Origin of the sequence: Nonomuraea longispora (assembly GCF_004348345.1) — a bacterium.
In the GTDB taxonomy this organism is placed as follows: Bacteria; Actinomycetota; Actinomycetes; order Streptosporangiales; family Streptosporangiaceae; genus Nonomuraea; species Nonomuraea longispora.
Map to the genome: position 1 here is coordinate 1 of NZ_SMJZ01000043.1, position 15478 is coordinate 15478.

At 69.4% G+C, this 15478-nt stretch carries 14 protein-coding genes and 2 pseudogenes; 6 read left to right on the forward strand and 10 right to left on the reverse strand.

Translation table 11 applies throughout. The features are described 5' to 3' along the window. Nucleotides 1–120: 120 nt before the first annotated feature. From cobM to E1267_RS13940, 3 genes are read right to left on the reverse strand one after another with little or no spacing between them, the layout of a single operon-like run. Nucleotides 121–876: a precorrin-4 C(11)-methyltransferase gene (gene cobM / locus E1267_RS13930; protein ID WP_132332865.1), complete on the reverse strand. Its 756-nt coding sequence runs from the start codon at nt 874–876 to the stop codon at nt 121–123. Next, nucleotides 873–2081, reverse strand: a complete 1209-nt coding sequence (gene cbiE / locus E1267_RS13935; RefSeq protein ID WP_132332866.1) for a precorrin-6y C5,15-methyltransferase (decarboxylating) subunit CbiE — start codon at nt 2079–2081, stop codon at nt 873–875. Before cbiE ends, cobM begins: the two co-directional genes overlap by 4 nt. After that, nucleotides 2078–2473 (reverse strand): pyridoxamine 5'-phosphate oxidase family protein, encoded by a 396-nt coding sequence (locus tag E1267_RS13940; protein ID WP_132332867.1) that lies wholly within the window; start codon nt 2471–2473, stop codon nt 2078–2080. The genes cbiE and E1267_RS13940 overlap by 4 nt, the downstream gene beginning before the upstream one ends. 63 nt (nt 2474–2536) lie before the next feature. Between E1267_RS13940 and cobF the strand changes: the two genes are divergently transcribed. Then, nucleotides 2537–3295: a precorrin-6A synthase (deacetylating) gene (cobF, locus tag E1267_RS13945; protein WP_132332868.1), complete on the forward strand. Its 759-nt coding sequence runs from the start codon at nt 2537–2539 to the stop codon at nt 3293–3295. 112 nt (nt 3296–3407) lie between these two features. Here cobF and E1267_RS13950 read toward each other — a convergent pair whose 3' ends face one another. From E1267_RS13950 to E1267_RS13970, 5 genes are all read right to left on the reverse strand, one after another. Further along, nucleotides 3408–4190: a MerR family transcriptional regulator gene (locus E1267_RS13950; protein ID WP_132332869.1), complete on the reverse strand. Its 783-nt coding sequence runs from the start codon at nt 4188–4190 to the stop codon at nt 3408–3410. A 131-nt stretch (nt 4191–4321) separates the two neighbouring features. Then, nucleotides 4322–5887: a serine hydrolase domain-containing protein gene (locus tag E1267_RS13955; protein ID WP_246063855.1), complete on the reverse strand. Its 1566-nt coding sequence runs from the start codon at nt 5885–5887 to the stop codon at nt 4322–4324. A 297-nt stretch (nt 5888–6184) separates the two neighbouring features. Continuing rightward, nucleotides 6185–7438, reverse strand: coding sequence for a sensor histidine kinase (locus tag E1267_RS13960; RefSeq protein WP_220449477.1), 1254 nt, complete (start codon nt 7436–7438; stop codon nt 6185–6187). Between the two features lie 16 nt (nt 7439–7454). Continuing rightward, nucleotides 7455–8108 carry a response regulator transcription factor gene (locus tag E1267_RS13965; protein WP_132332870.1) on the reverse strand — a complete coding sequence of 218 codons (654 nt, stop codon included), beginning with the start codon at nt 8106–8108 and terminating at the stop codon, nt 7455–7457. Between the two features lie 329 nt (nt 8109–8437). Continuing rightward, nucleotides 8438–9961, reverse strand: coding sequence for an alpha/beta hydrolase (locus tag E1267_RS13970; protein WP_165959601.1), 1524 nt, complete (start codon nt 9959–9961; stop codon nt 8438–8440). A 230-nt stretch (nt 9962–10191) separates the two neighbouring features. On the opposite strand from E1267_RS13970, the pseudogene E1267_RS13975 reads away from it, so the two are divergent. Further along, nucleotides 10192–10293 (forward strand): annotated as a pseudogene (locus E1267_RS13975) (NUDIX hydrolase); the annotation flags it as partial. 124 nt (nt 10294–10417) lie between these two features. Here E1267_RS13975 and E1267_RS13980 read toward each other — a convergent pair. Next, nucleotides 10418–10831, reverse strand: coding sequence for a VOC family protein (locus E1267_RS13980; RefSeq protein ID WP_132332872.1), 414 nt, complete (start codon nt 10829–10831; stop codon nt 10418–10420). A gap of 121 nt (nt 10832–10952) precedes the next feature. Here E1267_RS13980 and E1267_RS13985 point away from each other — a divergent pair, with 121 nt between their 5' ends. From E1267_RS13985 to E1267_RS47880, 3 genes and pseudogenes are all read left to right on the forward strand, one after another. Continuing rightward, complete coding sequence (locus tag E1267_RS13985; protein ID WP_132332873.1) at nt 10953–11825, forward strand: sigma-70 family RNA polymerase sigma factor; 873 nt, start codon at nt 10953–10955, stop codon at nt 11823–11825. Further along, nucleotides 11822–12313 carry a VOC family protein gene (locus E1267_RS13990; protein WP_132332874.1) on the forward strand — a complete coding sequence of 164 codons (492 nt, stop codon included), beginning with the start codon at nt 11822–11824 and terminating at the stop codon, nt 12311–12313. The genes E1267_RS13985 and E1267_RS13990 overlap by 4 nt, the downstream gene beginning before the upstream one ends. Nucleotides 12314–12374: 61 nt before the next feature. Continuing rightward, a pseudogene (locus E1267_RS47880) lies at nt 12375–12629 on the forward strand (SDR family NAD(P)-dependent oxidoreductase); the annotation flags it as partial. A 778-nt stretch (nt 12630–13407) separates the two neighbouring features. Here E1267_RS47880 and E1267_RS14000 read toward each other — a convergent pair. Then, the gene (locus E1267_RS14000; protein WP_132332875.1) at nt 13408–14613 is read right to left on the reverse strand and encodes a cytochrome P450; all 1206 of its coding nucleotides are present in this window, start codon (nt 14611–14613) and stop codon (nt 13408–13410) included. 90 nt (nt 14614–14703) lie between these two features. Here E1267_RS14000 and E1267_RS14005 point away from each other — a divergent pair, with 90 nt between their 5' ends. After that, a complete protein-coding gene (locus tag E1267_RS14005) occupies nt 14704–15369 on the forward strand; it encodes a TetR/AcrR family transcriptional regulator (RefSeq protein WP_132332876.1) in 666 nt (221 codons plus the stop codon). The last annotated feature ends 109 nt before the right edge of the window (nt 15370–15478 follow it).

Below are 15478 nucleotides of genomic sequence, written 5' to 3' on the forward strand. Positions count from 1 at the left end.
CCGGCAGCCGAGGATTGGTCACCCGTCCGGCCAGCGACGACACCGTGTACGTCCCCCCGCCGGCCAACTCGCCGGCCAACTCGGCGGCCAGGGCACGCGCCTCGGCGGTGCCGCCCAGGATCAGGACCCGGCGCACGGCCGTGCCCGTTCCGCGCTGTAGAGGTGGCTGTCGGGGAACTGCGTCGCCGAGAGCACCCGCCCGACGACGATCACCGCCGTGCGCCGGATGCCGGCCTCGTGGACCTGACCGGCGATGTCTGCCAATGTCCCGCGCAGGATCACCTCATCAGCCCTGCTGGCCCGCGCGACCACCGCGACCGGGCAGTCGGGGCCGTAGGAGGGCAGCAGTCCGGCCACCACCGCGTCGATCCGCTGAACGGCCAGGTGCAGCACCATCGTCGCGCCACTGGCGGCGAGCGTCGTCAGGTCCTCGCCCTCGGGCATCGGCGTGGCCCGTGCCGAGGTGCGGGTCAGGATGATCGTCTGGCCGACCCCGGGCACAGTCAGCTCGCGGCCGAGCGAGGCCGCCGCCGCCGCGAACGCCGGCACTCCGGGCACCACCTCGTACGGCACCCCGAGCGTGTCCAGCCGACGCATCTGCTCGGCCACCGCGCTGAACACCGACGGGTCGCCCGAGTGCAGCCGGGCCACGTCCAGGCCCTGATCGTGGGCGTCGGCCAGCTCCGCGACGATCTCGTCCAGCGTCAGGCTCGCCGTGTCCACCAGCCTCGCGTCCGCCGGGCAGGAGGCGAGGAGCTCACGCGGCACCAGCGAGCCCGCGTACAGGCACACCGGCGAGGACTCCAGCCGCCGCAGCCCGCGCAGCGTGATCAGATCGGCGGCGCCTGGGCCCGCTCCGATGAAGTAGACGGTCACGGCTGATCCTTCCTGGTGACCGACCAGACGGTCACCGGCATCGCGGCCCGCCATCCCGTGAACGAGCCGACGGGCGAGGCCCGCTGCACGGCCAGACGCACCAGATCGCCGCCGAGCCGGGCGTACCATCCGGCCACGACGGCCTCGGACTCCAGGGTGACGGCGTTGACCACGAGCTTGCCGCCGGGCCGCAGCGCCGCCCAGGACCTGTCCAGCAGTCCGGGCACGGTCGTGCCACCGCCGACGAACACGGCGTCCGGTGCGGGCAATCCGTCCAGGGCGGTGGGCGCCCTGCCCTCGACGACCCGCAGCGACGGCACGCCGAGTGCGTCGGCGTTGCGCCGGATCGCGGCTGCCCGATCGGCCCGGCTCTCGACCGCGACGGCGGCGCACGCCGGGTGGCTGCGCATCCACTCGATGGCGATACTGCCCGCCCCCGCGCCGACGTCCCACAGCAGTTCGCCGGGCAGCGGTGCCAGCCGCGACAGGCTGACGGCGCGGACCTCGCGCTTGGTGAGCTGTCCGTCGTGCTCGAACGCCGAGTCAGGAAGGCCGGGGACGCGGGCCAGCGGCTCGGTGCCCGGCTCGGCGACGCACTCGATCGCGATCACGTTCAAGGAGGAGGGCGCGGACGCCACCCATCCGTCTGCCGTGCTCCGCAGCTCCGACTCCGCCGCCGCGCCCAGATCCGACAGCACCGTCATCGGACTGGGGCCGTACCCCCGCCCGACCAGCAGCCCCGCCACCAGGGACGGCGAGTCGACCCCCGCGCCGAGCACGACGATCCGCCGTCCCGGCAGCAGGGCGGCGTTCAGAGCCGCCGGCGGGCGGCCCACGAGGCTCACCACTTCCACCTGTTCGACCGGCCAGCCGAGCCGGGCACACGCCAGCGACAGCGACGACAGGTGCGACAGCACCCGGACCCGCGAGGCGCCCAGCAGCCGCACCAGGGTGGAGCCGATGCCGTAGAACATCGGGTCGCCGCTGGCCAGCACGCACGTATTGTGGTCGGCGTACTCCTCCATCAGCGCGGGCAGCGCCGGGAGCAGCGGTGAGGGCCAGGCGACCCGTTCGGCGGTGGAAGCCGGCACGAGGCCGAGCTGCCGGGTGCTGCCCATGATGATCTCGGCCGCCTCCAGCGCACGGCGCGACTCGGCGGGCAGCCCGTCCCAGCCGTCCGCGCCGATGCCGACGACGGTGATCACACGTTGCCCAGCACGTTCGTCACCCTGATCTCCACGACCACCCTGGACGGGTTCGGACGCGGCGGCTTGTAGCGGGCGGCGTAGCGGCGCTCGGCGTCGGCCACCTGCTCCGGCTCGGTCCGCAGCACGGCGAGGCCCTCCAGCGTCGACCACCGGCGGCCGTCCACCTGGGTCAGCGCCACCAGCGCGCCGGACGGGCCGGACCGGGCGATGAGCCTGGCCTTGTACGAAGATCCGGAGGTGATCACACGGGCGGTCGCCGTCGCCAGGTCCAGCGTGACCCCCACCGGGACCACGTGCGGCGGCCCGCCGGGGCGAGAGGTGGCGATCGTGCACAGATGCCGCTCCTGCCAGAACGCGGCGAAGCCCTCGCCCTGCTCGGCCAGATCCACGGTCCTCCTCGGGTGTTTTAGCGAGCGATATCGTATATCTCCCGCTCTGGCACACTCTTATGGGTGAAGCGGCTACTAGTCATCGGCATCGGCGCGGGCGATCCCGACCATCTCACCCTTCAGGCGGCCAAGGCCATCGCCCGCACGGACGTGTTCTTCCTCGTCGACAAGGGCGAGGTGAAAGACGAACTGGTGCGACTGCGGCAGGACCTGATCGCCGAACACGGCCGCCCGCCGTACCGGATCGCCGAGGCCCGCGACCCCGAACGCGACCGGGACGCCTCCGCCTACACCGCAGCCGTCCAGGACTGGCGCTCGCGCAGAGCCCTGGCCTGCGAAGCGCTCATCGGCGAGGAACTGACCGACGGCGAAACAGGGGCGTTCCTGGTCTGGGGAGATCCGGGCGTGTACGACAGCACGCTGGCCATCGTCGAAGAGATCCTCCAGCGCGGCAACGTCACGTTCGAGTACGAGGTGATCCCCGGCATCAGCAGCGTGGCCACCCTGACCGCCCGCCACCGCACCAGCCTCAACCAGGTCGGACGGCCCGTCCACCTCACCACGGGGCGCCGCCTGGCCGAGGAGGGCGCCACCGCCGAGGACATGGTCGTCATGCTGGACGCCCACTGCTCCTTCACCGGCCTCGACGACTTCCACATCTACTGGGGCGCCTACCTGGGCACCCCTGACGAGATCCTGGTTTCCGGGAACGTCGCCGAGGTCGGCGACCGCATCCGCGAGCTCCGCGCCGAAGCGCGCGCCCGCAAGGGATGGATCATGGACACCTACCTGCTGCGCCGAACTCCTCACGCCGATCGTTGAGTTGCCCGCAGGGCAGTGCCTCCAGAAAAGATCATCCGTGTTCCGTCGCCGGCGATTCCGGCGCCCGGAGCTCCCGGCCGGTCCCGGTCCTTCGGCCTGGGGACCGGAGCGGTCAGTAGGTGTCCGGTCTGGGGATACGGATGCCCGCGGCGCGGAGTTTGGCCTCGATGAGCGCGACCCCCCGGGAGGTGGCCGATCCCTGCTCTTCGCCGTGGTGGGCGATCAGGTGGTACCGGGCCGCGGCGTCGGTGCGGGCTTGCAGGCTGGTCACGATCTTCAGGTGTGCGGGGTTGGCGAGGAAGTGGTCGGCGATGGCGGTGGCGAGGTCGGCAATGCGCGGGTCGTCCGGCTCCCAGCTCGAAGCTTCGGTGGCGCGCTTGATCAACGCGACGAAGCGGGGGTCGTCGAGGGCGTGCTCGACATGGGTGAGGTAGTCGTCGAAGCCTTCGGGGACCAGGGCCCTGGCCAGCACCCAGCCCTCCCTGGTGGCCGCCACGTCGTCCGCGGGGAAGCCGAGGCCGGACAGCCGCTCCAGCAGCGCCAGGGCGCGGTCGGGCAGCAGAGCCCGGTCGCTGTCGGCGAGCCGGTGCAGCATGTCACGGCGCGCGATCAGCTCCTCGATCCGTTCGGTGAGCTGCTGCTCGACGCCGGCGAGCGCGGCGGCGAACAACGCGGGGTCGGCGTCGAGCAGGGGCCCGACTTCGGCCAGCGGCACCCCGGCGGCGGCCAGCGTCCGGACCTGCACCAGCCGCAACAGCTCGGCCGATGCGTACCTGCGGTAGCCGGAGCTGTCGCGTTCCGGCTCCTTCACCAGGCCGAGCTTGTGGTAGTGGCGCACCGTCTTCACGGTGACGCCGACGAATGCCGCCGCCTGCCCGATCGTGACTTTGTTCATCGGCACAATCCTGCCTTGTGCTCGCGCTCGGCGACCGGGCGGACCACAGCCGAGCAGGTGACCCCGGTTCGCGTTCTCCCTGGTGCACGACCGGAAGGGGTCGCCCTTCGAGACGTACGGGGCACAGATGTTCAGTCCGCCGGCTGAGCCGGGTCGGCCTGCTCGCCGCAGAACACCTCGTTGACGAGCCTTCGCTGGGCGCTCTGGAACGCTGACGCCACGGACAGATCGACGTCGTCCACCCAGTTCAGTACGGCGGTCAGGGTCTTGCCGCCACCGGGCGTGCTGCACATCATCCCCGCGGAGCCGGCCAGGCCGCCGTTGTGGGTGATGACGGTGCCGCCGCAGTCCGTCTTCTGGACGAACACCCCCAGCCCGTAGTCCATGTTCGGGATGCCCGTCGGGCGCGGGGCGCACATCTCGGCCAGCAGCGGGGCCGGCAGGAGCCTGCCGCCCATCAGCGCGGAGATGAACGTGGCCAGGTCCTGGCTGGTCGAGATCATGTCACCGCCGGTGGAGACCCAGGAGGGGTTGTGGCGGGTGATGTCGATCGTCTTCCGCTCTCCGTCTTCCTCGTAGCAGTGATAGAAGTGGGCGTGCGGCTCGGGGATCTCCGGCGAGGCGTCCGGCACCACCGTGCCCGACAGCCCGAGCGGCCCCAGGATGCGCTCCTGCAGCTCCTCGGCCAGCGAGCGGCCGGTGACCTTCTCGATCAGCAGCCGGGCCAGCACGTAGTTGGTGTTGGAATAGCTCCAGCCCGTCCCCGGCGCGAACCGGGCCGGCTTGGACAGCGCCAGACGTACCAGTTCCTCGGGCCGGTAAGTGCGGAACCGGTTGTCCACCCACTCCTTGGCCGTGGTGCCGTAGGGCACGGGGATCCCCGGCACCATCGTCCCGTCGCCGCCGTCGTCGCCGGTGAAGTTGAACAGCCCGCTGGTGTGCTGCAACAGCATCCGCACCGTGATCCGCTCGTTCAGCCCGAACTCGGGCAGGTAGACGGCAGCCGGGGTGTCCAGCTCGATCTTGCCCTCGGCCACCAGCTGCAACGCCAGGGTCGCGGTGATGGTCTTGGTGTTGCTGCCGATCCGGGCATGCCCGTTGACCGGCGGCTTGGCGGTCCCGCCCAACTCGGCCACCCCGGCGCTGCCGGCCCACTCGCCCCGCTCGTCGCGCACACGCAGCGACATCCCGAGGAAACCGGACTCGACGATCTCCTCGATCGCCTTCTGCAGCTCCGGACGATCCTGCCCGGCCGCGGCTTCCAGCACGGCCCCGCTGTCCGCGACGGCCACCCCGGCGGCGTCGAGCGCTTCGGTGATCTTGCAGGCCATCTCGGCCGTGGCGGGGCTCGGCCGGCCCCGGTGCGTCTGGGCGGTCTCGACGGCGACGAGGACGGTGCTGCGGAAGCTGTCGGCCTCGGCCGGGTCCTGCTGTTTCAGGAGGTTCACGGCCGCGGTCAGGGCCGGCAGCACGCGGTCGGCGATCTCGGCCACGGACCTGCCGTTCAGGTCCTTGCCCTCAGGGTAGTCGGCGAGCACATGCCCGATCAGACCTGTGGCCGGCCCCAGCGCGATGCTGCCGGAGGTGGCGATCTTGTGAGGCTTGCCAGGGGCGCCGGCGGCGGCCATCAGCGTCACGGCGCCGTACGCGGCAATCCGCAGGGTGCTCTTGTCCTGATCGGAAAGGATGATCGTCATGGTGGTTCGCCCTTCGACGTGTCAGGTCCGCGGCGTCGCGCCGCTGCGCCGAGCTTCCACCCTGACCCCAGGTCAACCTCAACCGCGATCCAGAGCACAGCCGCTTCGGGTCTGAGACAACCCCGGGAGCAGGACGCCGTCCCCCGCCGGGTGGCAGTCGCCTCTCGCGCGGGAGGTCCGGTGGTGTTCCGATCCTCAGCCGGAACACCCGCCGGCCGAGATAGCGCCCCAGGTCGAGGTGTTCCGTATAGGTGTTGCGCGAACTGTTCCGGCGAAGGCCCCCTATCCGGAAACGCTTCAAGAGCTGACCAGCGGGGTCGTACGGGCCTGCGCCGAGGGTGGCGGGGCCAGCCGAGGGATCGGGAAGCTGACCGCGATAGTCAGGCCGCCCTCAGACCTCGCGCTGGCGGTGATGGTGGCGGCGTGGGCGGTCGCGATGGCCTGCACGATGGACAGGCCGAGGCCCAGCCCTTCGCCGCGGTCGGCGCGGGCGGTGCCGAGACGCTGGAACGGCTGGAAGAGCTGTTCGACGGCGTTCGACGGCACCACGGGACCGGTGTTGGCTACGGTGACGACGGGGTGGCCGTCCACGATCCCGGTGGTGATCTTTACGCGGCCGTGTGGTGTGTTGTGCCGAATGGCGTTGTCCAGCAGGTTGGTGACGAGGCGTTCGGCAAGGGGGCGGTGACCGGTCGCCAGAGCGGGGGAGATCGACGCCTGGATCGTCACGGTCCGGTGGCCGGCCTCGGGCCTGTGGGCCTCGATGACCTCGTTGGTGAGCTGGCCCAGGTCGAAGGGGTGATGGACGTCGATGCCCGCGTAACCGCGGGTCAGGGTGAGGAGCGCTTCGATGAGGCGTTCCTGCTGTGCGCCCGCGATGAGGATCCGCTCGTGAGCCGCCCGCAGGGAGCCCACGGTGGCGTCGGGGTCGCAGAGGGCGACCTGGCCGAGTGCCCGCTGGCGGGCCAGGGGTGTACGGAGCTCGTGGGAGGCGTTGGCGACGAACTGGCGCTGGGCCCGGAAGGCGGCGTCGAGCCTGCCCAGGAGGTCGTCGAAGGTGTCCCCCAACTCCTTGAGTTCGTCACCCGGGCCGTCAAGGGCCAGGCGCCGATGCAGGTTGGTCGCGGAGATGTCCCGCGCCGCCGCGGTGATCGTGCGCAGTCGGCTCAAGATGCGCCCGGCGACGATCCAGCCCAGCGCGATCGAGATCACCGACATCAGGGCGAGGGCGATCCAGGACTGGATGAGGAACTGCTCCACGAGGGCGGACATCGAACGTGTCACGGCCTCCTCCGCCAGGTGGACCTCGGCTTGGTGGTCTCTGGGCGGCGGGACCGCGAACGGGTCCACGGGCTTCGGGGTGGTGCCGGGGGCGGGGATGAAGCCCTTGACAGGCAGGCCGGCGACGGCGTGGCGCACCAGGAAGTTGGTGACCGTCAGCAGGCCGGCGCCGGAGAGGAGGAACAGGCTGCCGTACAGGAGGGTCATCCGCAACCGCACGGTACGGCGCGGCAGGTGCGGTAGGGCTATCCGGCTCGCGAGCCGGTTCACGACGCGCACGTTCGCCTCAGATCCGGTATCCGCTCTTGGCCACGGTCTCGATGATCGGGGGATCCCCGAGCTTGGCTCGCAACCGGCTGATCGTGATCTTCACGGCCTTGGTGAACGGGTCCGTGGCCTCGTCCCAGACCCGTTCGAGCAGTTCCTCGGCAGACACGGACCGGCCTCTGGAGGCCAGCAGCAGCTCCAGCACGCCGAACTCCTTGGGCGCGAGCTCCAGCGGCCGATCTCCCCGGCTCGCCCTGCGCCGCGCGGTGTCGACCACGAGGTCTTCATGGCGGAGCACCGGCGGCACGACCGGATGGGCGCGGCGCGCCAGCGCACCGACCCGCGCGACCAGCACGGGAAAGTCGAACGGTTTGGGGAGGTAGTCGTCGGCGCCCAGGCCGAGCCCGTCGACCAGGTCCTCCGTCGTCGCGGCGGCGGTCAGCATCAGCACCCTGCTCCGGCACCCGGCCGCGAACAGCCGGGCGCACACGGTGTCGCCGTGCATCCCGGGCAGATCCCGGTCCAGCACGATCACGTCGTAGTCGTTGCACACCGCGCGCTCCAGACCGCCCGGACCGTCGAACGCCACGTCCACAGCCATCCGCGCCCGGCGCAGACCAACGGCGACCGTCTGCGCCATCTCCTTGTCGTCCTCCACCACGAGCACGCGCATCGCCGCCTCCTCACAAGCCGCGCGTCCGGACAGGAACGCATATCAGCAAGGATGTTCTATATCGGGTTGCCTTAGGGTTTCATTCCTCGTGCGGCCGGGCCGTGCCGGAGGGCGTCCCCGGCTGGAACCAAAGACTGCTCGGCTTCGGGCCGCTCCGTGACGAGGCGGTCGGCCGCCTCCGTCTCGGCCGTTGCGGCGGACGCCGCCCGTTCGAGCACGTCGAGGACGGTATACCGGATCCGGTCGACGTGCGCGTGCCTCGCCGTCCGGCGCTGCCGGGACCGCCATGAGGCGTGTGTCCCGGCAGCGCGGCGAAGTACGAGGATCGGCTACGACCGCGGCGGCTGCGGCCCGCCGGTGCCCGGAACCTCGATGCCCGCGCAGCTACTGCCACGCGCCGGGACCCTGAGGTTGATCAGGTAGTCGTCGATTAGATCGTTGACGCAGTCACTCGGCCCGTAGGCGACGGTGCGGGGGTAGACGGTGTGCCCGTAACCCTCGTAGGTGACGAGGGTCGCTCCGGCCTGCTTCGCGGCGTTCTTGGACCAGGCGTAGACGCTGGCGTACTCGTTCACGTTGCCCACCATGACCATCGGCGGCGCGCCGACGATCTTCAGGGGCGCCTGGGGGTTGGTGGCCTTGCCCGGGTATCCCGCGCAGTCCAGGACGGCCGCGCGATGGACGTCGTTCCACATCATGTTGGGGTACTTCGCGGCGAGCCGGGAGAGCAGGGTCCTCAACTCGGAGTACTGCTTGATCCGGAAGTTCCAGTCCTGGCAGAACGACGCCTGCCGGGTGAAGTTCTGCGTCTTCCCGGCCTTCGCCTTCGGTGCGGCCTTCGGCTTGGGCATCGCGGCGCCGCCGTCGTAGAGGGACTTGAACGTGCTGGCGACGTCCTTCCACAACTCCGGCATGTTCACGCCGAGGGCTATCCGGGACAGTCCGTACACATCGAGAGGCTGGCCGTTGAGCGGGTCTTTGAGCGTTCCCTTCTTGGCCCGCTCGCGCAACTCGCCGAAGATCTTCTTGGTGCCCCTGCCGTACAGGGCACAGTCAGCGGTCTTGTCGCACCAGGCGGCGAACTGGAGGAAGTTTTTCTCCGCCGGGGCGGTCGCGGAGTCCATCATCTCGGTGATGGTCTCGATGCTGTGGTCGACGTTGCCGTCGGCGACACTCGCCCGGACGCGATCGGGGAACATCGCGGCGTACTGCTGGACCCTTACGGTTCCGTACGAGTATCCGATCTGGGTGATCTTGTTCTCGCCCAGCGCGGCCCGGATGGCGTCCATGTCCTGGACAACATGCAGGTTGTCCATGTGGTCGTACAGGGGACCCGAGAGCTTGCGGCAGTTCTCGCTGAGCTGCTTGTTGGCCAGCTTCAATGATTCGAAGGCGGCGTTGCTCTGCGGCATCGGGGTGTTCATCACCTTATCGACCAGCGCGGTCGCGCACTTGATCTGGGTGCTGGTGTTGATGCCGCGCGGGTCGAAGGTGACGACGTCGAAGCGCTCCTGCACCGCCGCGGTGAACTGCGGGTCTCGCGCGAGCACGGCGACGCCGGAGGTCCCTGGGCCGCCCGGGACCATGAGGGCGGTACCGATACGGGTGGAGGCGGGACCGGTGGCCTTGCGGCGGGCCAGACCGATCTGGATGGTCCGGCCCTTGGGCCGCGACCAGTCGAGCGGCACCTTGATGGTGGCGCACTGCATGCCTTCCTTGGGCTCTGTACAGGATTGCCAGTCGATGGCGCCCGCCTGTGCCTGAGCGACCACCGGGGTGGCCACGACAAGCGAGGCCACGAGCGTCAGCGTGCCCGTGAGGACGGCCGGCAGGGGGCGACTAGGAAGTCTCATGAAAAGACGGACCCTTTCGGTGAGTGCGGGGGAAGAAACACCACTGCTGACGGCACGGATCGGCTGCGCGATCCGTGCCGTCATTCACAGTCAGAAGACTTAGCAAGGCGGTGGTTTCGGGGCGGTATCGGCGCTCACCGGACGCCGGGGCACCGCACCTGGGGCCCTCCCCCCGAAGTGTGGACACCTTGAGTGCCGGATGATGGACATCCGGAGGCAAGGAGTTCCACGTGGCGATGAAGTCGTATCCGCCGGAGTTCAAGGCGGACGCCGTCGCGTTGTACCTGTCTGACCCGAGCCGGACGTACGCGTCGGTCGGCCGGGACCTGGGCGGGAATGCCCGATGACGGTGATCGTCACTGGCGGTCGCGCGCCCCCGCCGAGAGCCTCCACCACCTCGGGCGGCTCGACGAGGGTGCGGACCTTCACGATCTGCTCCTTGCCCTTCCTCTGCGGCTACTCCGCGGCGGGCTGATCCTTGCCCTGGGCGCTGTAGCCGACGCGCCAGATGTAGCCGTCCGGATCGGCGAAGGTGCCGCCGTACCCACCCCACGGCAGGGCGTCGGCGGGCTTGAGGATCGTGGCGCCGGCTTCCTCGGCCTCCCCCATCACCTCGTCAACCCGCGCCTCACTACTGGCCTCGTAGGTAAGGACCAGCCCGCTGAAGCCGCTGCCCTCCGAGCTCGTGCCCACCAGCTTGGCCAGACCTGCCCGGCCGTAAAGGCCGATGGGAGAGGCGCCGTCGGACTCGAAGAACACCGAAATGCCGTAGTCGTTCTTGACCTTCCAGCCGAGCCCGTCGGTGTAGAACCGCTTGGCGGCCTCCATGTCCTGGACGCCGAGCAGGGTCGGGATCACGTGCGCTGTCATGTCTTGAGCTCCTGTTCGAGGTGTATGTGCTGCATGACCAGCAGGTGAAACGCCGGATGTCACATCGGCGTGTATTCACCGGTCAATCAGTAATGACCGGCTAGACGGAGGAATGTGACAGATGATCGAGCAGGACTGGCTGAGCGAGCGGTTCGCCGAGCACCAGGATCGCCTGCACGCGGTCGCCTACCGGATGCTCGGCTCATCCGGCGAGGCCGAGGACGCGGTGCAGGAGGCGTGGCTGCGGGTCAGCCGTGCCGACACCAGCCAGGTAGAGAACCCGGGAGGGTGGCTGACCACGATCGTCGCCCGGGTCTGCCTGAACATGCTCGATGCACGCCGAGCCCGGCGCGAGGACGTGGCCGGGGCGCTGCCGCCCGGGCCGGCCACACCACAGCCCAGCGTCCACCCGAACGGTCAGGCCGGACCCGAGGACGAGGCGCTGCTCGCCGATTCGGTCGGTGTCGCGCTGATGGTGGTGCTGGACACGCTGACCCCCGCCGAACGGCTCGCGTTCGTCCTGCACGACGTCTTCGCCGTGTCATTCGCCGAAATCGGCCCCATCATCGACCGCTCCCCGGCGGCGGCCCGGCAACTGGCCAGCCGAGCCCGGCGCCGGGTGCAAGGAACGGCCCAAGCCTCCGATGCCGCGCAATCGGCCAAGCGGGACATCGTCGAGGCCTTCCTGGCCGCCTCCCGCAACGGGGACTTCAACGCCCTGCTCGAACTACTCGATCCGGACGTCGTGGCGGTCGAGCTCCGCGGCGCACGCGCGGTGGCCTCCTTCTTCTCCGGACGAGCCGAGGCCGCCCGGCTCGCTCTGGTCGACGGCGTCCCTGCGGCTGTCTGGGCACAGCGCGGCCAGCCGAAGGCCGTCTTCGCATTCACCATCAGCGACGGGAAGATCACCCACATCGCCATCGACGCCGACCCCGACCGGGTCCGCGACCACGACATTGTCCTTCTCGGCACCGGCAACACGGAGCGGCGATGAGCCGGCCTTCCCAACCGGGTCGTCGCAGGGCAGGCACGGATCTCAGACTGGCCTCTTGCACCCTCACCGTCCACGACATCGACGAGGCGCTCGGCTTCTACTGGGACGTGCTCGGCTTCGCCGTACGCGACGACGTCGAACTCGAGGGAATGCGGTGGACGAGCGTCAGCCCGCCCTCGCAGCCGGGCATGCAGATCTTACTCCAGCCGCCCGGCGCGGACCCAGGGGCCTCGCCGGTCGATCGGCGGGCCATCAAGGATCTGATCGCCAAGGGTCTGCTGAGCCGTCTGATCTTTCAGACCGACGACTGCGACGCCACCTTCGAGTACCTCGAGGCCGCAGGCGCCGAAGTGATGCAGGAACCGATCACCCAGCCTGACGGCGTCCGCGACTGCGCCTTCCTCGATCCCTCCGGCAACATGCTGCGATTCACCGAGCCACTTGGGTCGCGGCGGGCACACGCCGCGACAGACCACCCGGCGACCTGAACGCGGCCACGGACACGCCGCTGCCGCGCACCAACTGGCCCAGGTGGGCCATACGGTCGTCGTGGTCGGACGGTCGCCGCACAAGACAAAGGCCGTTGCGGCCGCGATCGGCGCGGATCACTTCGTGGCCGACTTCACGCGCCTGAACGACGTACAGCGGCTGGCCGCGGACCTGGATGCCAGGTATCCGCGGATCGACGTGCTCGCCAACAACGCCGGCGGGGTCTTCGGCGACCCCGCGAAGACCGTCGACGGGTTCGAGAAGACCTTCCAGATCAATCACCTGGCGCCGTTCCTCCTCACCCGCCTGCTGATGGACAAGCTCATCGGCTCACAGGCAGCGATCATCCAGACATCCACCCTGCACGGCGGCATGGTGCGCGCGCTCGACCTCCTCGGATCAGCTCGTCTGGCTCGCCGGGGGCACCCCCGGCCTCGACTGGGCCTCCGGCGAGTTCTACGCGAAACGGGTACCGGGCAAGGGGCTCAACCCGCTCGCGCTGGACACCGACCTCGCCCGCGGCCTCTGGGAACGGTCCGAGGAACTGCTCGGGTGGGCTGGGCAGACCGAGGCAAAGGACGGCGTCGGCTGACTGTCGCGGCGCCGAGCTGGGCGTTCACGCGTGATCGAGCGCACGATCGCCCTGCTGCACCGGTTCGGCCGCCTGCGCATCCGCCGGCAGATCCGTGACAACATTCACGAAGCATTCATGGCCCTCGCCGCCCCGATCATGTGGTGAACGAGGCCTTATCCGTTACGCCCTTGGTTAGGACCTCTTAGTGGTCAGTGATCAGGGGCAGTCCGCGCCGGATCGTTGCGAAGGTCTCCTGCGCGAGCGACCCAAGCCGGATCACCGACGCCGCAGGTGCCGACATCGATGTGCTTTGCAACGGGGTGAATCGGGAGACCCGCCCATTGAGGGAATCGCAGTTGGACGAGACGGCGCACCTGCTCCACGGTGATCCCTCGATCGAGATCGCCCGTCCCGGGCACACCATGGTTGCCTCCCGGACGGATTTGTGCTGCTCCGCGTCGGCGTACGGATGCAACCGACCTCGTCCAGAATGATCTTCATTCAGGTTTCCCCTTTCGGTTACCAGGTCACCGGCAGCCGGTGAATGCCGTAGACGAGCGCGTCGCTCTTGAACGGCAGGTGCTCCACGGGGTCCGCCAGCGCCAGGTCCGGTATCCGTGCGAACAACGTGTTGAGCACGATCTCCAGCTCCAGTCGGGCCAGGTTCTGCCCGAGGCACTGGTGGATCCCGAAACCGAAGGCCAGATGGTGCCGTGCGCCGCGGTCGACGTCGATCCGATCCGGCCGCGCGAACACGTCCGGGTCGTGGCTGGCGGCCGCGGCCGCCACGATGACGCCGTCACCGGCGCGGAAGGTGGTGCCGTTCAGTTCGAAATCCTCGACGACCACCCGGGACGTGGCGTTGTCGACGATGGAGTGGAACCGCAGCAGCTCGTCGACCAGTTGCGGGGTCTGCTCGGGCCGCTCCCGCAATCCGGTCAGCAGTTTCGGATCGTCCAGCAGCGAGGCCACGCTCAGCGAGATCATGTTGGCGGTGGTCTCGTGACCGCCGACCAGCAGCAGGAGACCGATTCCGGTCAGGGTCTCGCGGTCATAGGCGTCGATGCCGCGGTATTTCTCGATCAGGCGGCTCAGCAGGTCCTCGCCCGGCTGGGCCTCCTTGCCCGCGACCAGGTCGTTGATGTACTGGCGCAACCACAGTGCGGTGTCACGTCGCTGTTCGCTTGTCGAGTTACGACTGAGAATGATCTTGGTTCTGCCCTGGAACCGGCCGCGGTCAACGTACGGCACCCCCAGCAGCTCGCAGATCACCAGCGACGGCACCGGCAGCGACAGGGCCTCCACCAGGTCGGCCGGCCGCGGTCCGGCGAGCATCTCGTCGATGGATCGGTCGGTGATCCGCTGGATCTCCGGCCGCATCTGCTTGACCCGCCTGACGGTGAACTCATTGGTGATCATGCGCCGGTGCCGGGAGTGCTCCGGCGGGTCCATGGCCACGATCGTGCCCTTCAGAGGCACCGAGGCGACCCCGGGGACCAGCTGCGGAAAACCGGGGTTCGCACGGTTCGAGCTGATCTTGTCACTGGACAGGAACGCCCGCGCCAAGGCGTGCCCGGTGATCAGCCACGCCTGTCTGCCGTCCTGCAGGGTCACTCGCGAGATCGGCGCCTCTTGCCTGACTTGGGCGTACTGCGGCGGCGGGCCGAATGGGCAGGAGCGGGGCATCGGGTACGCCGGAGGGGTCTGAGCGGCGGAGATTGTCATGATGTCTCCTCTCGGAATAAGAAACCATTAGTTTCTTGTCCACAAGATAGGCTCGGCGATTAGGAAACGCAAGGTTTCTTGGGAGCTGTGATGCCGAACACACCGAGGACGGACCCGTCCGCAGTCGAAACCGTGTCGCGCCGCCGGGGAGCCGAGCTCGAAGACGCCATCCTGGACGCGGCTCGCGAGGAACTGGCCGAACTGGGCTACGCGAAGTCCACCATGAGTGGCATCGCCAACCGGGCAGGCACCAGCAAACCCGTGTTGTACCGCCGCTGGAGCAGCCTGCCCGAGCTGGTGCTGGACACGCTGGGGAGCCGGTTCGCGAACGTGCCGGTCCCCGACACCGGCGATCTGCGCGACGATGTGCTGACCCTGTTGCGTCAGGCGCAGGCGAACCTCGCCGACACCCGCCGCGACACGGTCTCCGGGCTGATCGCGGACACGGTTCACGACGCGCGGCTGACACAGCGATTGCGGGACCTCATCGCCGGCTCGACCCTGTCGGACGCTATGGCCACCGTGCTGGAGCGCGCGGCCGAGCGCGGCCAGATCCCGCCCGGCCGCCGGCCGCGACGGGTGATAACGCTGCCGATCAGCCTGCTGCGGGACGACTTCGTGGTCTTCGGAATCCGGCCATCCGATGCCGACCTGGCCGCTGTCACCGACGAGGTCTTCCTTCCGCTCCTGGGTTACGCGCCACCTTCCAGCGTGGTTCGGAATCGCGACCGTCCGTCGAGCGAGCATCGAGAGTGATTGGCGCTGTCCGAGTGCGGTTCGCGAGCCTCGCGTGCCGTCCGGCGTTGATCCGGCCTTCCGCCAGGCCAATCGAGGGCTTCACGCCGCCTGGTCCTGGACGCTCGGC